The organism is Neisseria sp. Ec49-e6-T10, assembly GCF_051132615.1.
GTDB lineage: Bacteria > Pseudomonadota > Gammaproteobacteria > Burkholderiales > Neisseriaceae.
The window spans coordinates 3,024,387-3,047,071 of sequence record NZ_CP152375.1; the positions used below are offsets into that span (position 1 = coordinate 3,024,387).

The 22,685-nt window shown below is 33.9% G+C and carries 20 protein-coding genes; 8 read left to right on the plus strand and 12 right to left on the minus strand.

Annotated features, from left to right (window positions below; translation table 11 throughout):
* Positions 1–170: 170 nt before the first annotated feature.
* Both AADH04_RS14955 and AADH04_RS14960 read right to left on the minus strand, forming a co-directional pair.
* Complete coding sequence (locus AADH04_RS14955; protein WP_434778075.1) at positions 171–2,399, minus strand: FepA family TonB-dependent siderophore receptor; 2,229 nt, start codon at positions 2,397–2,399, stop codon at positions 171–173.
* Positions 2,400–2,578: 179 nt separating this feature from the next.
* On the minus strand, positions 2,579–3,436 hold the full coding sequence (locus tag AADH04_RS14960; RefSeq protein WP_434778076.1) for a hypothetical protein: 858 nt from the start codon (positions 3,434–3,436) through the stop codon (positions 2,579–2,581).
* Positions 3,437–3,561: 125 nt separating this feature from the next.
* Here AADH04_RS14960 and AADH04_RS14965 point away from each other — a divergent pair, with 125 nt between their 5' ends.
* Entirely contained in the window at positions 3,562–4,668 is a 1,107-nt protein-coding gene (locus AADH04_RS14965; RefSeq protein ID WP_434778077.1) for an alpha/beta hydrolase, read from the plus strand.
* Between the two features lie 173 nt (positions 4,669–4,841).
* Here the strand turns inward: AADH04_RS14965 and nsrR are convergent, their stop codons facing one another.
* Both nsrR and hcp read right to left on the minus strand, forming a co-directional pair.
* A complete protein-coding gene (gene nsrR / locus AADH04_RS14970; RefSeq protein WP_434778078.1) occupies positions 4,842–5,270 on the minus strand; it encodes a nitric oxide-sensing transcriptional repressor NsrR in 429 nt (142 codons plus the stop codon).
* Between the two features lie 230 nt (positions 5,271–5,500).
* Complete coding sequence (hcp, locus tag AADH04_RS14975) at positions 5,501–7,171, minus strand: hydroxylamine reductase (protein WP_434778079.1); 1,671 nt, start codon at positions 7,169–7,171, stop codon at positions 5,501–5,503.
* A gap of 819 nt (positions 7,172–7,990) precedes the next feature.
* On the opposite strand from hcp, the gene AADH04_RS14980 reads away from it, so the two are divergent.
* The 3 genes from AADH04_RS14980 (at position 7,991) to AADH04_RS14990 (ending at position 12,415) form a co-directional block, all read left to right on the plus strand.
* Positions 7,991–9,058: a hypothetical protein gene (locus AADH04_RS14980; protein ID WP_434778080.1), complete on the plus strand. Its 1,068-nt coding sequence runs from the start codon at positions 7,991–7,993 to the stop codon at positions 9,056–9,058.
* Entirely contained in the window at positions 8,980–9,765 is a 786-nt protein-coding gene (locus tag AADH04_RS14985; protein WP_434778081.1) for an autotransporter outer membrane beta-barrel domain-containing protein, read from the plus strand. The genes AADH04_RS14980 and AADH04_RS14985 overlap by 79 nt, the downstream gene beginning before the upstream one ends.
* 586 nt (positions 9,766–10,351) lie before the next feature.
* Positions 10,352–12,415 carry an autotransporter domain-containing protein gene (locus tag AADH04_RS14990; RefSeq protein ID WP_434778082.1) on the plus strand — a complete coding sequence of 688 codons (2,064 nt, stop codon included), beginning with the start codon at positions 10,352–10,354 and terminating at the stop codon, positions 12,413–12,415.
* 117 nt (positions 12,416–12,532) lie between these two features.
* Here the strand turns inward: AADH04_RS14990 and AADH04_RS14995 are convergent, their stop codons facing one another.
* Positions 12,533–13,723, minus strand: a complete 1,191-nt coding sequence (locus AADH04_RS14995; protein WP_434778083.1) for an aromatic amino acid transaminase — start codon at positions 13,721–13,723, stop codon at positions 12,533–12,535.
* Positions 13,724–14,367: 644 nt separating this feature from the next.
* On the opposite strand from AADH04_RS14995, the gene AADH04_RS15000 reads away from it, so the two are divergent.
* The 3 genes from AADH04_RS15000 (at position 14,368) to ycaC (ending at position 17,575) form a co-directional block, all read left to right on the plus strand.
* A complete protein-coding gene (locus tag AADH04_RS15000; protein ID WP_434778084.1) occupies positions 14,368–15,672 on the plus strand; it encodes an MFS transporter in 1,305 nt (434 codons plus the stop codon).
* A gap of 47 nt (positions 15,673–15,719) precedes the next feature.
* A complete protein-coding gene (locus AADH04_RS15005; RefSeq protein ID WP_434778085.1) occupies positions 15,720–16,607 on the plus strand; it encodes a DMT family transporter in 888 nt (295 codons plus the stop codon).
* Between the two features lie 344 nt (positions 16,608–16,951).
* Positions 16,952–17,575, plus strand: a complete 624-nt coding sequence (ycaC, locus tag AADH04_RS15010; protein WP_434778086.1) for an isochorismate family cysteine hydrolase YcaC — start codon at positions 16,952–16,954, stop codon at positions 17,573–17,575.
* Positions 17,576–17,775: 200 nt separating this feature from the next.
* Here ycaC and AADH04_RS15015 read toward each other — a convergent pair whose 3' ends face one another.
* The 5 genes from AADH04_RS15015 to AADH04_RS15035 all read right to left on the minus strand — a co-directional run bounded on the left by AADH04_RS15015 (position 17,776) and on the right by AADH04_RS15035 (position 20,151).
* The gene (locus AADH04_RS15015; protein ID WP_434778087.1) at positions 17,776–18,135 is read right to left on the minus strand and encodes a hypothetical protein; all 360 of its coding nucleotides are present in this window, start codon (positions 18,133–18,135) and stop codon (positions 17,776–17,778) included.
* Positions 18,136–18,200: 65 nt separating this feature from the next.
* The gene (locus AADH04_RS15020; RefSeq protein ID WP_434778088.1) at positions 18,201–18,383 is read right to left on the minus strand and encodes a hypothetical protein; all 183 of its coding nucleotides are present in this window, start codon (positions 18,381–18,383) and stop codon (positions 18,201–18,203) included.
* Positions 18,384–18,428: 45 nt separating this feature from the next.
* Positions 18,429–18,653, minus strand: coding sequence for a hypothetical protein (locus AADH04_RS15025; protein WP_434778089.1), 225 nt, complete (start codon positions 18,651–18,653; stop codon positions 18,429–18,431).
* Between the two features lie 74 nt (positions 18,654–18,727).
* A complete protein-coding gene (locus tag AADH04_RS15030) occupies positions 18,728–19,309 on the minus strand; it encodes a GTP-binding protein (RefSeq protein WP_434778090.1) in 582 nt (193 codons plus the stop codon).
* Between the two features lie 461 nt (positions 19,310–19,770).
* Positions 19,771–20,151 (minus strand): YgiW/YdeI family stress tolerance OB fold protein, encoded by a 381-nt coding sequence (locus AADH04_RS15035; protein WP_434778091.1) that lies wholly within the window; start codon positions 20,149–20,151, stop codon positions 19,771–19,773.
* A gap of 379 nt (positions 20,152–20,530) precedes the next feature.
* Between AADH04_RS15035 and AADH04_RS15040 the strand changes: the two genes are divergently transcribed.
* Positions 20,531–21,529 (plus strand): linear amide C-N hydrolase, encoded by a 999-nt coding sequence (locus AADH04_RS15040; RefSeq protein ID WP_434778092.1) that lies wholly within the window; start codon positions 20,531–20,533, stop codon positions 21,527–21,529.
* Between the two features lie 106 nt (positions 21,530–21,635).
* Here AADH04_RS15040 and AADH04_RS15045 read toward each other — a convergent pair whose 3' ends face one another.
* Positions 21,636–21,833, minus strand: a complete 198-nt coding sequence (locus tag AADH04_RS15045; RefSeq protein ID WP_434778093.1) for a DUF3079 domain-containing protein — start codon at positions 21,831–21,833, stop codon at positions 21,636–21,638.
* A 149-nt stretch (positions 21,834–21,982) separates the two neighbouring features.
* Positions 21,983–22,612: a glutathione S-transferase family protein gene (locus tag AADH04_RS15050; RefSeq protein WP_434778094.1), complete on the minus strand. Its 630-nt coding sequence runs from the start codon at positions 22,610–22,612 to the stop codon at positions 21,983–21,985.
* Positions 22,613–22,685: the final 73 nt, after the last annotated feature.

The window sequence follows — 22,685 nt, forward strand, 5'->3', positions numbered from 1 at the left end:
TAGCATTTTTATAAATTTTATTAAGAGAATATTATATATTAATTTCACAAATCAAGTCGATGGTTTCAAGTAATAGAAATTTTCAGATGAAGGATATAATATCTTTTCATTTAAAAAAATAGAGCACATAAATAAAATGCGCTCTATTTGATTTAAGTGATTCAAAATTTTTAAAATGATAGTGTTGCAGTCAAATAATAAGCACGACCGGGTTCATTATAACTTTGAGCTCCTTGAGAAGTACGATACAACTGTTTATCAAACAAATTGCTGATTCCTGCACGAACCTTAAAGTATTTATCAAAGGTATAGCCCGCACTGATACCAACTAAACTATAACTGCCCACCTCATCTTGTGGCATGCCGCCTTCTTTATTTTCAATTCGACTATTGGCATGTTCTCTTGGTTTTTGCCTTCCATAATTGGTTAATGTTAGCATTGTGGAAAACTTGTCGTTTACCTGCCAATCCAAACTACTGTTTACAGTATATTCAGGAATAATAGACAAAGGGTCATTCGTCTCTTTATCTTTAGATTCAATCATATAAGTAAAGTTACTGATCCATTTAAGATTGCTTAGAATCGGGATAGTAATATTACCCTCTAAACCTTCAACAACGGCTTTTTTAGCATTGCGCCACTGAAAAACATAATTGCCTTTATTGGTCACTTCTATTGCTTCAATGCCCGCAACAATTTTGTTTTTATAATCATTTCTAAACCAAGCAATACTTGCTGCCCATTCATCTTTTTCAAACTGAATACCAAGCTCTTTATTGACACTGGTTTCTGCCTTTAAATCACTATTGCCCAATAAATAACAAGAACCAGTAGAACCAACTTGTAAAGAACAACCATTTCCTCTAGTAAATAATAAATAATTAGCGTTACTTTGATATAGATTAGGCGTTTTAAATGCTCGGGCAATACCACCTTTAATAGTAAAATAAGGGCCTAAATGTTGAAAAATATTCAAACTAGGTGTCCAATTTGATCCTAATCTAGAATCATGATCAAACCTAATGCCTGGGATAATGGTGGTTTTAGTTGGTAAAGTAATATTGTCCTCTACATAAACACCCCATAAAGTGTAATCTGTATTAGGATCTCGATCAGCAGGATCAGCCACGCCAGCAATAAAATCACCAGCAGCTAAGGCTTGTGCTAATGAAGCAGAATCTTGAAGTTCTTGTTTATTCCATTCAGCACCTACCGTTACAACATGATCTGTCGCGCCTAAAGCAAAATCTGTATTGGCTTCGCCATTAATACGATAATTTTTCAATAAATTATCGTAAAATTTTTCATCGGTAATCTGCCCTTCTGGCCCCCCAGCTAAACCTTCCTTCATTCGGCTATTTTTTGTTCTATCATACTGCATAATCAGCTTCGATGTACCAAAACCCCATGTACCATTATAACTTAACGCAAAATTTTCTCGATACATTCTATTGGTTTCTCTGCCAGCTTGTGCTAAAGATTCTGTTAAAGCACTGGAATTACTATTTTGTGAGTCTCCAGTATAAATATTACCTTGCCGACTAAAACCAGCTTCCAAATCAACTTGATGATCTGGTGTAATTTGCCAACGCAACAATCCATTTACATCTTTATTTTCTACACCTTCTCGCCCAGCGGCGGTTGTATCAGCAGGTGCATATTTTGCATTTATATCAGGGCTGTCTGCATCTGTTTTATTAAAACTGCCATATAATCGGAAACCTAATTTATCTTTAACCATTGGCCCACTTAAATGAAACACGCCTCGTTGCGTTGCGCCCTCATCACTATCTTCTGGCTGTGTTATGTGCCAAGAAATAGACCCTTTAAATTGATCTGATGTTTTTTTTGTAATAATATTCACCACACCGCCAGCAGCATTAGATCCATACCGTGCCGCAGCAGGGCCTCTAATGACCTCAATTTTTTCCACTTCTTCTACAGGAACCCAATTACTGTCTCCACGAGTATCTCTCTCACCACGCCAACCATAACGAATAGAGTTTCTAGAACTAACAGGCTTACCATCAATCATAATCAAGGTATTTTCTGGCCCCATGCCCCGAATATCAATTTGACGATTATTTCCTCTTTGTCCTGTTGCACTATTTCCTGTTAGGTTCACACCAGGCATAGTTCTGATCAGTTCTGATAAGTCATTAGCAGGAGGACGTTTTTCAATATCTTCTGAAGTAATTACAGACACTCCTAAAGATTGCTTAAGTTCTTCTTCGGCAGTCACACGGATGACACCTATATCATCAACTTCATCTATAGGCGCACCATATACTATTGCCTGATTATGATAGCCCATAAATAGCATCATAATTGATACGGCAAGTGTTTTATGTTTTATACGTTTTGTATCAGTAAACCGATGTGACTTTGACTCTTTCATGCATTATCTCCTTAAACAAAAACAATTACGATTAATATGGCAATGCCCATCCAATGAATGAAATAATTTTTATTTTAAAAAAACAATCATTGCTTAATACAAACAATTGATTAAAAATCTATTTAAAACGATCAAACAAATCAGCTAATTGAATAAAGTGTTTATTTTTTAAAATAACCTTATTCAAAAGAAATGGTAAATTTCACTGATCGTTCTATTGGTTGACCACTTTGTTTTGCTGAAACATAAAGCCCTTTTTCAGCAAGTCTTCGTGCTTTCTCACGTAATTCAGGAATATCACCAGACACATCAAGAATACTTAATAAGTTATTTTTGCTGCCAACAAGAGCAACAATACTCACTTTACCTTTTAAACTACTTTTAATGGTTCGTGCGACCTTAACCACAACTGGGCGATTAGACGAAGAAGGACCTCCACCACCTACTCCTGAACCATCAGCGTTTCCTTGTGGCGAACCTGTGCTTCCTCCACGGCCAGATGGTGTTCCTTCTGATGAATGACTATTACCTAAGCCACCTACTTGCGTATTTGTACTTTGGGCAGAATGATCACCCTTTGAGTTAGTTTGTTTTGAGTTTGCTGTGCTTAATTCTGGTTTATGAACAGAGTTGGTTACTGTTTCAGTAGAAACAGATGGTGTTATAGGTATTTTTGATTCGGTTTTCTCTATAGTTTGAGGAACAGAAAATTCAGCTTTAGCTGTTGTTGTTAAAATTTTTTCAGAAGGCTTATTTTGTCGTGCCGCTTTTATTTTTTCAGTTTTTATCAATGGTGCTACTTGCTCAGAAGACTTGCTTATTTTAGCTGCTTCTTCCTGTTCTTGAGTTTTACCCAATAACCCATCTCCTTGATCGCCTAAATTAATGCCATCAAGTTGCATCACCATTATGGTGTTATCTTGTTTTATTGAAAAATCAGTAGTCCTCAGCCCCAATACTGATATAGCATATAAAGCCAGAATGTGTGCCAATGTCACAACAATGCTTACCTGAATGATAAACGTATTCTGCTTCATGACATTTTCCATTTTACAAGAGTTTACAAAAATGGAATTATAAATGATAATGATTCTAATTTACAAATCAATTTAGTACTTAAATATGATTAAAACTTCATAATATGAAACAAAGGACACAAATAATGTCGTTTTTAAAAAAAATTATTTTCTTTTTTATGATCATCATATCCATTTGTACGGGTTTAGCTTATGCACAAGAATCAATCATTGATCATAAGAATACATCATCAGAGAAACAAATAATTTATTCTCAAACTTTACAAGAAAAAAGAACCTATCAAGTCTATTTACCCTCTACATATCATGATACACAATTACAGAAAACTTCTTATCCTGTGTTATATGTTCTTGATGCACATATACGCTTTGAGGAAGCAATAACCATTGTCAATTTATTACACAAAACTTACCCTACCATACCCGAGATGATTATTGTTGGTATATATAACACAGATCGGACAAGAGATTTAACCCCAACAAAAGTTTTAGCATCACAAAGTGATTATCGCAATGTCGAAAATAGTGGTGGTGCAGCTCATTTCCAAACATTTTTAACTCAAGAGCTACGTAATGAAATAAACAAAACATATCGTACCAATGGCTACAATATATTAAGTGGTCATTCATTTGGCGGATTGTTTGGTTTGAATGTACTTCTGACAGAACCACAAGCATTTAATGCTTACCTTCTGGCCGATCCAAGCATTTGGTGGGATCAGGGAAAATGGTATCAGCAACTGATGAATCAATGGCATAAAATACATTTTAAAAACACAAATGTATTTATTGCCAAAGCAAATAACAGCGTAGCCAAAAAGAATCATTTTTCTAAACAGTTTGAAGGAGATTTTTGTGCAGATTTAAAACAAGATAAACCACACAATAGGCTCTTAAGAATAGATTGCCGAAATTATCCAGAAGACAATCATGGAACAGTGCCAGTACCAGCAATGATAGATGGACTTAAATTTGTATTTGCCAACAAAAATTTCTCAATAAAACGCAGTAGTACCGATATCAATGCCCTACAACAAGCTTATCAACAAGTAAGTCATCAGACGGGTTTTATGTTCCAACCACAAGAATCTGTATTGATTTTGCTCGAAAAATGGCTTGCAACACAACAAGATAAAAATAATGATCTAAAAATATTATTAAATTACCATTTACAGTTATATCCGAAAAGCCCCTATGCTCAAAAACAAATGAACGAAATTCAAATGCGTTAAAAAAAATATTCCATGTCAAGGAACAGGCTTGCTTCTTCTCACTTACAGTACGGATATTTTTGACCATTACTTACCATTGATGCTTCAAGCCTGCCTGAAGCACAAGCATAAAACGGCCTAAATGATTAATCTAATCCTATTCGTCATCTATACCTTTATCGCCAAAGAAGAAGTTAGTTGGAATGTTCCAGTAGATCAACTATTTCCGTATTATTTGTTAATAAATCCTGTATCGTATATTGATCAAGCTCTTGTAAAAAAGCTTCTTTCGCATCAATCAAATATCCCTTTAAACGGCATGCAGGGCTAATGTGACAAAAAGCTAAATCACAGTTTAATAATTGTAATGGCTCTAGATGGCGAAACACATCGCCAATATGGATATTTTCTGGCGACATATTTAGCCTGAAACCACCATTTTTACCTTGTATCGTTTCAATATATCCTAGCTGGCTTAATTTATGGATGACTTTCACCAAATGATTTCTGGAAATATTATACAAATGGCTCACATGACTGATCTGCGTTAGCTCTCCCTTTGGTAAGGTGGCTAAATAAATCAATACACGGATGCTGTAATCTGTAAAAGTGGAAATTTGCACGAAAGCAGTTATCCTTAAAAAGACACGAATGCTTTATTATAGTCTATAATAAAGCATAAATAATGATAACCCAATCTTAATATCCATACCATCTACCAGAACACTCCAAAAAACATACTCCTCTTCTCAATTTACTATCCCAGATAATTGATCTAATCATCACCATATATTATGCTTTAAAAATAAAAAAGCCAGGACAATAGCTATTACTCTGGCTTTTTTCAGTTAGCCTAAGCCGCTTCATCTTTTAACATCGTATCTAAATCCTGCTTAGGGTCATCAATCAAACGCAAATCAAACTGCTGTTGCAAAGAAGCAATAAGGTTTTCTGTTAAAAATGCAGGTAATGTTGGACCAATGTAAATACCTTTAACCCCTAAAGACAATAATGTTAATAAAACAACAATCGCCTTTTGCTCAAACCAGGACAAAACCAGCGTTAAAGGTAAGTCATTAATGTGACAATTAAACTCTTTACTTAGCGCCAATGCTAATTGAATTGCTGAATAAGCATCATTACACTGTCCAATATCAAGTAGTCTTGGAATACCATTAATATCGCCATATTCATTTTTATTGAATCGATATTTACCACATGCCAAAGTTAATATTACACTGTCTTGAGGAACTTTAGAGACAAAATCAGCATAATAATGGCGTTCCTCTTTACCACCATCACATCCACCAACCAAGAAAAAATGACTAATATTGCCTGCCTTAATCTGCTCAATAACAGCTGGTGCCACATTCATCAAAGCATTACGACCAAAGCCGACTGTAATCATATGTTCTGGCTGCGTTTGCATAAATCCAGTTAAAGATAATGCTTTTTCAATCACAACAGAAAAATCATCTGTCTTAATATGCTCAACATCAGGCCAACCCACTATATTTCGTGTAAAGATTCTGTCTCTATATTGCCCAACGTTTGGATTAATAATACAGTTTGATGTCATCACAATAGCACCTGGAAACTGAGCAAATTCTTTTTGTTGATTTTGCCAAGCACTACCATAATTACCGACTAAATGAGGGTTTTTTTTTAATTCTGGGTAACTGTGTGCTGGTAACATTTCACCATGTGTATAAACATTAATGCCCAATCCTTTTGTCTGCTCAAGAATCATATACAGATCTTCTAGATCATGCCCAGAAACCAAAATACATTTGCCTTGTACTGGGCTAATGTTCACCTCAGTAGGAATAGGATGACCAAAAGCCTGTGTTTCCCCTCTATCCAGCATTTCCATAATGGTGTAATTAAGGCTACCAATTTGCATTGCGGTAGCAAAAAGATCATCAATGCAGGTTGGATCATTGCCAAGATACGCCATTATATGATGATACTGTGCATACACACCATCATCGGTTTGTCCTAATACTGCCGCATGTTCCATATATGCAGCGGCCCCTTTTAATCCATATAAACAAAGTAGGCGTAACCCAATAATATCCTCATTTAAATGTTCTTTTCCTCTATTGACCATTGTATAAGTGGCTATATTGCTAAGCTCGCCTTTTAGCATTGGTAAGTTTAAGCCTGCGGCATAAGATAAAGGAGGCAATTGTTGTTTTGCCTTTGCTGCAGCTTCCTTTACAGCAGATGACAGTTTTTCTTGATATGATTGGGTAATACTGATGTACTGCATGATACGCTGTGGATCAAAGTTAACATTCGTTAATGTTGAAAAAAATGCTCTGGGAGACCAACGATCTATTTGGCTATCTATAATTTGATATTGCCGCCCTAAAACACACCAAAAAGAAAGCCCCTGCAAACAAGTAATTAACACATCCTGTAAATCGGACACTTCTGCCGTCTTACCACACATGCCCTGCTTATAAGCACAACCAACTGAATGAGTAGCCCTGATTGTTTGTTCACACTGTATACAAAACATAGTTAATCCTTCCCAATAACCAATTAAAAGCGATATTAAATCTTGAACGATATTATTTCATTCATTGTTTTTTTAAACATATATAAATAATACATGTTTAAAAAAACAATGCAAGACAAATATAATATCTATCACTCTAGAAAAATTAAAAATAACTTATTTGTTTTTAAAATATATAAATTCAAAACAAGAGAGAATAATAGGAATTCTATTATTTTTATACGAATAAAATCACCATATTTATATAGATTATGGCTGTTGATTTAAATATATCGTTTTATCAAGAAATGAACATTGAAAAACCATTAAAACACATAATCAAACAGATAATGATCTTTTTCTAATCATTTTTACAACAAAACATAACCAAAAAAACATGATCAACAATATTAATGCTCATAACCAAAACACATAAAATTACATAATTTAACTTACCTTCCATCATATTTTTATACTAATTTTAAATATGATATTACATTAAAAACAATGCTCTTTAAAAAAATAAAAGACATCATCATTTATCTAAAAAAAATAATTAACCAACACATAAAATAAATTTTACAAACATTATCACTTGTATAATATATTTTTTCTATTACCACAATTACAAATAAGAATATAATCCCACCAATACATTTTTTAATAGATTTTACGCTATCAATCAACCATTAATTTTTATTAACAAATTTTAAAAAATTTATATTTTTTATTTATTTCTTAATTTTTCAATAAAAATAAATGGTTATATTTTTAACAATTCATTGTTTTATTAAAGGAATAGACATTATTGATGTGTTTATTCTTTAGAAAGGAAATTGAATGAGAAAGTCGATAAAAAAGCTAATTCCTTTAGCTATTTCGGTTTCCATGACTCCTCATGCTTTTGCAAATGATTTTGATTTAATTGATTTAGGTTCTTTTAAAACAGATCACTCTGGCATGTCATTCGCTCAAGGAGTATCAGCAGATGGATCGATTGTTGTTGGTTATGCACCAAACAACAATAACATTGATCGAGCCTTTAAATACACAGAAGCAAAAGGCTTAGAAGATTTAGGTACTTTAAAAACAGATAAATCTGGCAGATCAGAAGCTAAAGCCATATCAGCAGATGGTTCCGTTATTGTCGGTTCTGCGGTTAATAATAATAATGAAAATCATGCTTTTAAGTATACTGATTCAAAAAAAATGATTGATTTAGGCACTTTAAAAACAGACAAATCTGGTAACTCGTATGCTCTAGCCGTTTCAGCAGACGGTTCTGTCATTGTAGGTCAAGCTACTAATAATAATAATGTTAGCCATGCATTTAAATATACAGAAAACTCTCAAGGTATTGGTACTATGGAAGACCTTGGTTCATTGAGAAGCGATAACACTGGTGTATCCGTGGCAATTGGTGTTTCTGCTGATGGTTCAACTGTTGTGGGACAATCTGTCTATAACTCTTCTGGCGACAATCATGCCTTTAAGCATACTGAAGCTACAGATATGGTGGATTTAGGTACATTCAAATCAGACAATTCTGGTTCTTCATATGCACAAGCAGCTTCTGCAAATGGAGCTATTGTTGTGGGTTATGCCGCAAATGATAATGGGGAATATCGCGCTTTTAAACACGCAGACTCAACAGGGCTAATAGATTTAGGTACATTAAAAACTGATCATTCCGGCAATTCGATAGCCTATGCTATTTCAGCAGATGGCAATATCATTGTTGGGGAAGCTGATAATGATAATGGTTTCAGTCATGCTTTTAAATATACAAACTCAGAAGGCATGATAGATTTAGGCACTTTAAAAATTGTGTGGGCGCCTTTACCAATTATGATGCACTTAAAAGCAATCATGCTTGGACAACAGGCTTATTTGGTGCGATTAAATTAGCACCTCAATGGAGTATAGGGTTAAGTATTGATTATTTAGTTGATTCGTCTTTGCCCGATGGCTATGGTACGCGCGGTTCTTCTAATCCAGGCATTGGGGCTTTTATGCGCTTCCAACAAAATACCGATAAAACAGGCTTTAATGTCACTGCTTCTGGCGCTTATCAGGAACAAAAAATTGATATTCGTCGACAAAAATTAAGCAATACTGAAGCGGGTGTGGGCAACACAAAAATTAATGGCCAGTTATTGGAGTTGGATCTATCTTATGGCGTTAAAGCCAGTGATAAAGTCACTTTGTTCCCTCATACTGGCATACGTTATACCAAAATCAACAGAGATGCATACAACGAATATAAAGATGCTGAACTTCCAGCCTACTATGGTCAGTTAGGTGAAAAAAATACCGCCTTAACTTTGGGTTTGGCAACAGAGTACTATTTATCAGATAAAGTAACAGTCAATGCTGATGCGGGAATCAATATCAAACTTGATCAAACAAGAGATAACTTTACTGGCCATATTGATTATATTGGTGCTCATGTTTATGACTTTGGAGCCCAAAGAAAGAACCAGCCTTTTGTTGGTGTGGGCATTAAAGGTCTAGTGACCAAACAATCTGCTTTAAACCTCCAATTAGGTTGGACAAAACAATCCTATGATCACAATACCGCTAGTGTGGGTTTAAGTTATTCTTATCGTTTTTAATGATTAGATTCTCAATTTAACTTAAAACAATAAAGCATCTGTTGTAGATGCTTTATTGTTTTTGATATTAAATATAGTCTGATACTTCAACAACCTAAAATAGTAAGCCGTTATGCTAGAATTTATCGACGACATGACACATCTATACAACAAAAAATATTTCACTAACTGCTTCATTTATATAATCATTAATCATAAATTTACACAATTTAACTGAATCAATCATCATGCCTTTGTATTTATTTTGAACACAAGCACCATATAAAACAATAGATGCAAAAAACGAACAATAGATAAAAATATGCTTTATAAAATAAATCATCACTCCATTTAAAAAAACAAAATTTACAAACATTATCAAATAATCAGTAAATTTTTACTATCAAACCAAACACAAAGAATCATATAATAAACCTAATAAGGATTTAAATTGATTCTTATCTCCAGAAAAATTAGTTATTTTTTATTTAATATCCTTTAAAAAATAAATTTTTTATTTAATTTTTAATATTATTTAAATTAAATAACCTTCATTTATAATTATTTATTTTAAGAAAAAATTTTCCTACTTTAGAAAGGAAACTTAATGAGAAAATCAATCAAAAAACTGATCCCTTTAGCAGTTTCGGTTGCACTGACTCCTTATACTTTTGCAAATGACTTCGACGTATCTGACTTAGGCACTTTAAAAACCGATCAATCTGGTACATCAATGGCCTATGCTGTTTCAGCAGATGGCTCAACCATTGTTGGTCTATCGAATAATGACAATACGATCTATCGTGCTTTTAAATACACTGCAACAGATGGCTTAATAGATTTAGGTACTTTAAAAGCCGATCATTCTGGCATGGCAATAGGCAATGCTGCCTCAGCAGATGGCTCTGTCATTGTGGGACTCTCTGAGAATGATAATGGCCAAGTTCGTGCGTTTAAATACACAGACTCAACAAAAATGGTCGATTTAGGGACATTACGAACAGACAAACTTGGTGTGTCAATGGCTTATGCTATCTCAGCAGATGGCTCTGTTATTGTAGGTCAAGCATTGAATAATGATAATGTTAGTCATGCTTTTAAATATACAGAATCTAATGGCGTTGGAGTGATGAAAGATCTTGGCTCATTAAGAAGCGATCACTCTGGTACTTCATCCGCAAGAGGTGTTTCTGCTGATGGTTCAACTGTTGTGGGAGAAGCACAATACAACACATCCAATATCTCACATGCCTTTAAACATACTGATGCCACAGGTATGGTGAACCTTGGAACTTTAGCGCCCGATCATTCTGGTAGTTCAACAGCTAATGCAACATCAGGAAATGGAGAGATCGTTGTAGGTCAAGCAATGAATATTAATGGAGAATTTCGTGCTTTTAAACACACCGATGCAACTGGGATGATTGATTTGGGTACATTTAAAACAGACCTTTCTGGTGACTCATGGGCTCAAGGTATTTCAATAGATGGCAGCATTATTATAGGAAGCGCCATCAATGATCATGATGAAGAACGTGCATTTAAATATACTGATTCTGAAGGGATGATTGATTTAGGTACATTAAAAGCTGATAATTCAGGAGAATCAGGCACTTCTTCGATTTCAGCAGATGGCTCTGTAATTGCTGGTTTTGCACAAACAGATAATAATGATCTTCATGCAGTAGTTTGGAAATTCAAACAAGCTTCTGTTGACCCAGGGAATCCCGAACCCCCAACTGAAATCATTACGGTCGATGCCACAAATTCCAATAAAACCATGACTCAAGCAGCCAAAGATGCTTATAAAGTATTGGATTTATACCGCTCTCGCCTAATGGGCTTAAGTAAAGCCGAATGTTCTTTGGATAACTTCTCTTATTGTGTGGGCGCCTTTACCAATTATGATGCACTTAAAAGCAATCATGCTTGGACAACAGGCTTATTTGGTGCGATTAAATTAGCACCTCAATGGAGTATAGGGTTAAGTATTGATTATTTAGTTGATTCGTCTTTGCCCAATGGCTATGGTACGCGCGGTTCTTCTAATCCAGGCATTGGGGCTTTTATGCGCTTCCAACAAAATACCGATAAAACAGGCTTTAATGTCACTGCTTCTGGCGCTTATCAGGAACAAAAAATTGATATTCGTCGACAAAAATTAAGCAATACTGAAGCGGGTGTGGGCAACACAAAAATTAATGGCCAGTTATTGGAGTTGGATCTATCTTATGGCGTTAAAGCCAGTGATAAAGTCACTTTGTTCCCTCATACTGGCATACGTTATACCAAAATCAACAGAGATGCTTACAACGAATATAAAGATGCTGAATTTCCAGCCTACTATGGTCAGTTAGGTGAAAAAAATACCGCCTTAACTTTGGGTTTGGCAACAGAGTACTATTTATCAGATAAAGTAACAGTCAATGCTGATGCGGGAATCAATATCAAACTTGATCAAACAAGAGATAACTTTACTGGCCATATTGATTATATTGGTGCTCATGTTTATGACTTTGGAGCCCAAAGAAAGAACCAGCCTTTTGTTGGTGTGGGTATTAAAGGTCTAGTGACCAAACAATCTACTTTAAACTTACAACTAGGTTGGACAAAACAATCATATGATCACAATACCGCTAGTGTGGGTTTAAGTTATTCTTATCGTTTTTAGAAAATAATAGAATTTCAGTCATTTTCTATCAATCATCAAAATAAGCACCCATATATGGGTGCTTATTTTTTATAAACCACTTCCTACTTTATTTATTTTCTAGTGTTAGTGTTCTCACTAAACTCGAGCAAATGATTGAGCAACTTGCGTTACATTATGCGTATTTAATCCTGCAACACACATTCTGCCACTGCGTACTAAATAAATAGCAAACTCCTTTTTTAATTGATCAACCTGATCACTATTAAACCCTGTATAACTAAACATTCCTTGTTGCTGCAATAAAAAGTCAACATTACGCTTGGGATTTGATTCCTTTAAAGTATTCACCAACAGATTTCGCATTTTGATGATACGTACACGCATGGCGTTGACCTCACTTACCCATAAAGCTTTTAGCTCAGGATTATTTAAAACATGAGAAACAATCTGTGCGCCAGTATTAACTGGACTCGAATAATTACACCTAATGGTAAACTGCAACTGCCCCAAAACACGTTTAGCTGCATTGTTATCTTCACAAATAACAGATAAACCACCAACCCTCTCGCCATAAAGCGAAAATGTTTTTGAAAATGAATTTGAAACAAAGCCACATAATCCTGAAGATGCTAAGGCTCTAATAGCATAAGCATCTTCTTCTATACTTTTACCAAACCCTTGATAAGCTATATCCATAAAAGGAATCAAATCTTTCTCTTTTAAAACAGCAATCAGTTGATCCCACTGTTCTGTAGATAAATCTGCTCCAGTTGGGTTGTGACAGCAAGGGTGCAGTAAGATAATGCTTTTAGCAGGCAAACTACTAATCGTTTGTAGCATTCCGTCAAAGTTAACACCACCTGTTTTATCATCAAAATAAGGGTAAGAATTCACTTTAAATCCAGCGCCACTAAAAATAGCAACATGATTCTCCCAAGTTGGATCACTCACCCATACTTGAGAAGATGGAAAATAACGATATAGAAAATCAGCGCCAACTCTTAAAGCACCAGAACCACCAAGTGTTTGCACCGTTGCTACTCGCTCAGATTTTACTGCACTATGATCTGAACCAAACAATAAAGATTGAATCGCACTACAATATGCTGGTAAGCCACTCATTGGTAAATAAAGTGCAGCATTTTTTTGTGTTTGATAAAGTGTATCAATAGCCTTACTCACACAATTTAGCTGAGGAACAATACCTTGCTCATCATAATAGTAACCAATACTTAAATTAATTTTATTATCTCTTTTATCATTATTAAAATCATGAACTAAAGATAAAATTGGATCACCTGCATAAAACTCAACCTTTTCAAACATAGCGCCACCTTAATATTTATAAAAATAATTGTTGCAAAAAAGCATTTGATTATTTTAGCAAATTTATCATTAATTGATGAAACTTAGCCAGAATTATTTCACATTTATTTTGAGTAGTATGTTAATGATTAGATAGTATGAAACAAATAAAACACCTTTAAAATACCCAGATAGTTTATTTTTAAAAAAATTATTTGCTTATTATAAGCTCTTTAAGTTAATTATTTTTAAATATTAAATTTTAATAAGAACAGCTATTATAAATAATAAAAATTTCAAATTATCCCTCATATTAATTAATCAAAATTTATATACAAGTATATCTTACCATTACGCCTAAAATTCACTCAAAGCTATATTCTTGAATGATTAGAGTAGCAAAAACCCACAAAAAATCAATTTTAATATTGATATAATCTATTGAATTTTATTTATTTTATAAAACACAATACCCAATTTTAATATTTGACAGGATATATCTATACAGGTATAACGCAAATTATAATTTCAATTATCCATAATAATAAATATTAATTAAGGAGAGCATTCTACTTTTTATTAAACACTGTCTTAATATCAACTCCATGTTTTACTAGAAATTTTTGTTAAATTTATTACTTTTTTCATTGAAAGAGATGTAAATTATGAGCACTGAATTCACACAAAATTCTGCACCTAGTAATGCTTCCACTCTTTCTAAGCCAAAAACCATTGCGTCAATTACTATTGGTAACGGTTTAGAATTCTATGATTTTGTTGTATATAGTTTTTTTGCCAAAATGATTGGGGAGCTATATTTCCCAATAGAAGACAAAACAGGTCAACTGCTCTTATCTTTCGCAACATTTGGCGTGGGTTTTTTAATGCGTCCCTTAGGCGGTATTATTATTGGGCTGTATGCTGATAAATATGGCCGAAAACCTGCTGTAGCATTGACTTTATGGTTGATGGGGCTGAGTTCTTTAGTCTTTGTTTTCACACCAACCTATGCCCAAATCGGGGTATGGGCGCCCATCATGATTTTATTAGCCAGACTTGTTCAAGGGTTTGCCATTGGTGGTGAAATGGGCGCTTCTACGGCTTTTCTTATGGAGTTTGCCGATAAAGGCTCAAGAGGTTTTTATGCCAGTTGGGCAGGTTTTAGTCAAGGATTTGGCTCTTTAGTTGCCGCACTTGTTGGGGTAACATTAACAGGTATTTTATCCCCTGAAGCACTCATCAGTTATGGCTGGAGAATAGCGTTCTTAGTTGGTGTCATCATTATTCCTGTTGGTATATTTATTCGAAGAAAACTACCCGAAACAGCAGATGTAGCGCCAAGTGAATACAATGAATCAAAAGCTTTACGTTCATTGTTTACTGAACACGCTTATGCCCTAACCGCTTGTATTTTATTAATGATTGGTTTGGCTTCTTCAACTTATATCATTATTTATTATTTAAGCAATTATGCGATGACTGTTTTAATGCTCGCGCCTTTTTATGCCATTATGACAGGTGTGGCAGCATCTTTAGTACAAGTTGTCCTATCCCCTTTTTCGGGTATGCTTAGTGATAAAATTGGACATCGTCGTTTGGTTTTACTGTCACGCATATTTTTATTGATTATTGCCTACCCATGTTTTTTGGTCATTACCCACTATCAAACAATAGGTGTGGTATTGGCTATGGTGTCAATTTTATCGATTCCATTATCTGTGACTTCTCCCGCAACAATGGTCGTGGTGACAGAACTATTGCCTAAATCCATTCGTGCAACAGGCTTATCGATCTCCTATTGTGTGGCTATTGCTATTTTTGGTGGGTTTGCTCAATTTTTTGCAGCCTTACTCATCAAATGGACCAATAACCCAAATGCACCCGCATTTTATTTAATTGGCTGTGGTTTAATCTCTTTACTTGGTCTGTATTTTGCGCGTAAAGCCAAGGAACATGAATGGGAAAAATAAGTTGTATAGACTAAAATATAAATAATCTATACAAACTAGGTATCAGTATGAGTAGCAATCAAATCAAGGGAACCGTATTTGCCATTATTTCCGCCACATTTTGGGGACTCTCTGGCGTATTTGGTCAATTTTTATTTCAACAACGCTCATTTAGCCCAGAATGGCTGGTGACTATAAGGCTGTTGGTTCCCGGTTTATTGTTACTGATGATTGCTTATACCCAAAAAGGCAAGCAAATCTTTCTTATTTTCTCAGATTTAAAAGCAATAATTTCTTTATTATTGTTTTCTATTTTTGGTATGCTGGCAGCTCAATTGACCTTTTTCATGGCCATTAAACATTCTAACGCAGCAACAGCAACTGTGCTTCTATTTTTAAACCCTGTTTTTATTTTATTGGTTGTTTCCCTTCAACAAAAAAAATGTCCCTCTTTACTGCATTTTGTTGCGGTTATTTTTGCACTTACAGGCTCATTTTTTATGGTGACGCATGGTAATGTCCATTCTCTGTCTATTTCCACAGAAGCATTTTGGTGGGGCATATCTTCAGCTTTAGCTGTGACTTTTTATACTTTATACCCAAGTAAACTGATTAAAAAATGGCATACTTCAATTATCATTGGTTGGGCCATGTTCATTGGGGGTATACTACTTAGCTTTTTTTACCCACCTTGGCACATCAAGGGAGTGTGGGATATTTATGCATTGGCTGCGACTATATTTGTGGTGATCTTCGGTTCTTTAATTACTTTTTATTTATATTTGGTTAGCGTGCAATATATTGGTGGCAGTAAAGTCAGTTTATTGTCTTCGACAGAGCCTTTAGCTGCAGCTTTATTTTCGGTTTTATTATTGAATATGTCTTTTGGTGCCTTAGACTGGTTTGGCATGATCTGTATTATGCTAGCAGTTATCTTGCTATCGAAATCTAAATAGCGACCATTAAAGATAATTTATTTAAATTTATCTATTATCAATGATGAATTAATGTTTTGTCTGATTAAAATTCATTTGTTAAATAAAAATCAAACTTCCTTAAAAAATAAAGTAATTTATCATCTATTTTTCTTAAAAAAACTATTTAATTTACATACAAATAGTAGTCTATTTAAAAAACCACTTATATAGATAAAAAATCACCTTCTTATTTAAAAAATAAATTTAAAATAAAAACCATAATAATGCAAAAAATTGTTAGAATAATTGAAAATTTTATTTTCAAAATAAAATTGGTATCCTATAAAAATAATGTTTTTTACACTGAAGTTAAGGAGATCATTATGAAAAAATACATTCGGCTGGATAAAAACGAAGCGACCGTGCTTTTAGTAGATCATCAGGCAGGTCTTTTATCATTAGTCAGAGACATAGAACCAGATCGCTTTAAAAATAATGTGTTGGCCTTAGCAGATCTTGCACACTACTTTAAATTACCCACTATTTTAACCACTAGCTTTGAATCTGGCCCCAATGGCCCCCTCATGCCTGAGCTAAAAGAAATTTTTCCTAAGGCCCCCTATATTGCTCGTCCAGGTAATATTAACGCCTGGGATAATGAAGATTTTGTTAAAGCAGTCAAAGCAACAGGCAAAAAACAACTTATTATTGCGGGTGTTGTTACTGAAGTATGCGTTGCTTTTCCTGTATTATCAGCCATTGAAGAAGGATTTGATGTATTTGTGGTTACTGATGCCTCTGGTACATTTAACGAAATTACTCGCCAAGCTGCTTGGGATCGTATGTCACAAGCTGGTGCACAACTAATGAATTGGTTTGGTGTCGCCTGTGAACTACATCGTGACTGGCGTAATGATGTTGAAGGATTAGCAAGCCTATTTGGCAAACATATTTCTGATTATCAAAATCTGATGACAAGCTATACTCAATTAAGCACTAAAAAATAACCAACGATATTGCAATATTCAAAAACAATATTGCAATATCCAACAACTCTTTTTATCAAGTCTCAACCTAATGTTAATTTTGAAAAAAAGTAATACTTTCCCAAAATATATATTTTAATAATAAAAAACAAGCCCTTATTTTAAGCATAATAAGGGCTATCCAATTGTATATTACTGGTAATTTTAATTTATCTATAGAATTAAAATTGCAACACTTGTTCTATATCCTGAATTTTACGGCGCGCCAAAGCTAAATTTGCTTTATTTTTATCTAAAACGGCATAAACAAACACCCCTGATATTGTTGTGATAGGACGAATAATATGATATTGCTTACCTAAAGTAATTAATATATCTTCAATTACATCATTCAATTTTAGCATTTTCATTGTGTTTAATTTAGCCTTCACTACCTCAGAATTACCTGCCGAAGCAATTTCGATATCAAGACCAGAGCCATTACCTGCCATCAACATACCATTATTACTATCAACAATACTACAACATAACGCGCCATCTAACGCCATAATTTCATTTAAACTTGTTTCTAAATCAGCCATATTAAAACTCCCTTATAAAGAATAAGTAACATCATGTGAACAAAAAAATTTATTTCTTAACAATATCAGTAAACCCTAGCCTGAATTGCTTGTAGTAATTGAACTATAGCCATAGCAATCTGCTCAGAAAGAGAAACCAAATCATTTTTAGCTAAACTAAACGCCTCTACAAAATAGCCCTCCTCATGAGCAACAACGATATCAGCAGCACATTGGTGAAATTGTGCATGTAACTCTTTAAATGTCAAATATTCGGATAAGTCACTGTGTCGTGAACCGCCCTCTCCATAAAGTCATTTCCCCACCTCACAAATATGGTCTAAGCAAACTTCGTCTGGATTTAAATTTTGACTTTTACTTAAAGTATCTAACCACCTCATTCGCCAATTAACATGAAATACAATTGCCTCTTCTAAAAATATACTACCCAAATCTTGATGCTGAGCGGGTATATCAAGAGGTATTTCTTCTCCGTTTATTCGTTTATTTATCCAAGATAAAATTTTTTCCAAAGCCATTCCCCTTCACTTTAATACTTCAATTTTGCTCTTATTCATACAACCACATGTAATTAAAACATAATGAATCTATTTTAATTACATGTGGTTGCGATATTATTTGTTTTTAACAGATACGACTTTAATTCTTGTTTTAACAATGAATTAATCAAAAAAAGAATATCTTCTTTATTTCGGGCATCTATCGTATGCACTTGAGCACAAACATTGCACTCCAAAAGCATATTTTGGTATTTTTCAATTTCATATTCAACAGCAAGATCAATTTTAGTAATGCCTAATATAATTGACGTTTTTGTTTGATTTAAAATAGGTAAATAAGACTTAATGAAGGTTCGAGCATTTTTAATAGAGTCTGGTTTACTGTTATCGGCCAATAACACAGTGCCAATAATACCTTCGGCCAACATCTCCCACATAAATGAAAATCGAGGTTGTCCTGGAATCCCATATAGACGTAATTTTTGCTGTAAATATGGCAATGTAACCTCTCCATAATCAAAAGCAACCGTTGTATTTTTTTTCCCAATAATATGGGCATCCGATGCATTAACATCTGTATCTACTGTGTCAATATCACTGATGGTTCGAATAGCGGTTGTTTTTCCTGTGCCGACATCACCAGCAAATAAAATTTTGTATTTATTTGTAACCATAATATTCTTTCAAATCAAAAATTTAATCTAATGGAATCTAAAATACTGACCATAAAAACCAAATTAATAAACATTTGAACTTAAATATAAAAAACCAAATAATTTTGTATTTTTTTACGTTAAATAAGCTCAAAATATTTTCAATTAAACTTTTAATTATATAAAACAACAATTTATTTTTATTGATTTTTTAATACTCATAAAACATATATATTTTAAATTAAAATTATAACGTTTAAATAAAAATGAAAAACAATGAACAATTTAATATTCGGTATTAATTTCGGTAATTCTATTGGAAGGAAACAGAACAATAAAAAACTTATGATTTACACAAAATCATTTAACTAATTTGTCAACGAAGCTGATATATGCAAAATTATTGGTTTATCTATTAGCAACAAAAAAAGCCAACATATCTTGTTGGCTTTTTAAAAACAAAAGGATAAGAAATAAAAAATTTAATTCACTTTTTGAATAAAATCGACATCTACTTCAAGAGAATGCCAATCTTTATCAATTTCTCCTTTAATCTGAACTAAATCATTAGGGCCAACATTTAAGCCACCCCATTTATCATGATCAATTTCTACGACAATTTCTCCAGTATTGTCTTTTAACAAATACTTTTCTGAATCTATTTGTTGAACCAATTTTCCACGTAAAACAACATAACTGTCATCAACTAAATTTTTCGCTTGAGCAATAGTGCTTACCTGAACGTTAGAAGATCCTGTATATCCACCTCCTTGTTGCGTACCTGAGTATCCTTGTGCATATACAGGTAAAGATAAAAGGCTGGTTGTCGCTAGAACACATATAACCGCAAGATTTTTTTTCATATTGACTCCTTATCAAAACATCACTTTAATATGCTCTATTAAAGCATAGAAATATTAAAAAAATATTAAGCACAAAATTAAAAATAAAATGATTCATTTTTGGAGTATCACGATTAAACTTAAACAGCCCAATCTAATACAATATAAATAGATTTTAAATAATTAAAATTAAAAAAATCGAATAATTTTGTTGATTTTGTTTCAAAAATATTTAAAATAACAAATCTATCCATGTATTTTTATATGGGTAAAATACCAACAAACACCAATAAAACAAACAGGTAGACCCAAAATGGTTACACATATTGTTCACTCATTATACTCAAAAATTCTCGTATCTTTTACTGTATTCTCTGTGCTCCTGACAACAAGCCCTTTTATGCTCGCATGTACCAGAGTTGTTTATCTAGGCAAAGACAACCATATTATTACAGCACGATCTATGGATTGGAAAAGTGATGTGGGCACAAATTTATGGATTTTTCCTCGAGGAATGGAACGCATTGGCAATACAGGCCCTAATACCATAAAGTGGGTCTCTAAATATGGAAGCGTCATTGCTTCAGGTTATGATATTTCTTCTACAGATGGCGTCAACGAAAAAGGTCTGAATGCCAACCTTTTATGGTTAGTTGAATCTCAATATCCTTATGAAAAAAATTCAAATAAGCCCAAACTCAGTCTGGCGATTTGGGCACAGTATGTATTGGATAATTTTGCGACAGTAGACGAAGCAGTCAAAGCCTTAGAGAAAGAACCATTTATTGTTGTGACCGATTTTGTTCCAGGAGAAAAACGTTTGGCGACTTTGCATCTGTCGATGTCCGATAGCACAGGAGACAGTGCAATTATCGAATATATCAATGGTAAGCAAGTGATTCATCATGATCGTCAATATCAGGTGATGACAAACTCTCCAACTTATGACCAACAACTGGCACTTGTGTCTTATTGGAAGGATATAGGAGGAACAGTTATGCTGCCAGGTACAAACCGTGCCGCAGACCGTTTTGCTCGTGCCTCCTTTTATATTAATGCCATACCAAAAACAGATAATGCCAAAGAATCAATTGCCAGCGTCTTTAGTGTGATTCGCAATGTCTCTGTTCCTTATGGTTTAAATACAGAAGAAGAACCTAATATTTCATCTACTCGTTGGCGGACGGTATTTGACCATAAAAACCAACTTTATTTTTTTGAATCAGCTATTTCACCAAATATTTTTTGGGTAGATTTAAAAGAAGTGAATTTTAGCAAAGAAACAGGTCAAGTCAAAAAACTGGAACTTGGGCCAAATCAAAGTCATATCTATTCAGGCGATGCAACCAAACAATTTATGAGCACAAAACCATTTACTTTTTTAAGTACCAAAAATTAGTATGGCACTTATTTGCATCATAAGTAAATCACCAAGATATTGAACTAGGGGCCATTATCAAGATTTGATAATGGCCCCTAGTTCAATGAATGACAGAATATATAAATTATACAATATTTATTTTGGCTTTATCTTCTTCTGTCAAATACTCATACCAATCTTCACCCAATAGCTCCATTGGGTGTTGTGATCGGTCAGAACCATTGCCACAAAACATTTCATGAGTGGCACAAAGCTTATCGCATCCCCAGCAAATACGCTCTGGATGTTTAGGTGCACGAGGGAATCTTATTTTATTTTTCATTTAGAAAAAATACTCATACTGATGAATCAACGTAATGATATTTTATATCATAACAAAAACAAGGCCTAACATAAACACTTTTGGTTTTCCTGTTTAACTTCACACAAAACAAGAAAACCAAAATTAGATCAATCAATTATTTTTTTTAATTATGATGACATCTGAGCCCACAAACGATCATCTATATCTTTTGCTCGAATAGCAGCAGGCCTAGCTTGAAGAGTCTCATAATAACGAACAAACACATCTGGTTTATGAATCATTTCAGTATACATCGCCCATCCAAGGAAAGAGCCAACATAAATATCTGCTACGGTAAATTGACTACCCAATAAATAAGTATTTTGAGCAAGTCTTGTTTCTAGTATAGTCAGCATCTCATCCACTTGACCATAACCAACCATTTTCTTTTGTTCTTCTGTAACATTAAATCCCATTTGCTGATTGGTCATCCCCATTTCTAAAGGGCCAGAGGCAAAAAACAACCAACGATAATAAGCCCCTCTTTTAGGATCATTTGGTAATGGTGCTAAATGCGCATCAGGAAAGGCATCAGCAAGATAGGCACAAATTGCAGCAGTTTCTGTCACAATAGTGTTTTGATGACTGATGGCAGGTACTTTACCCACAGGATTAATGTTTAAAAATTCAGGTGCTTTCATCGTTGTACCATACTCCAGTAGCTGAGTTTGATACGGTTGTCCAATTTCTTCTAGAACCCAACGTATAGTGCATCCACGAGACATTGGGTGGGTATAAAAAATAACTTCTTGTGTCATTATTTGGCTCCATATTTTGAAGTGGTTAAAAAGCAATGAAGCCATCATATAACAACACTACTGACAACGTTAT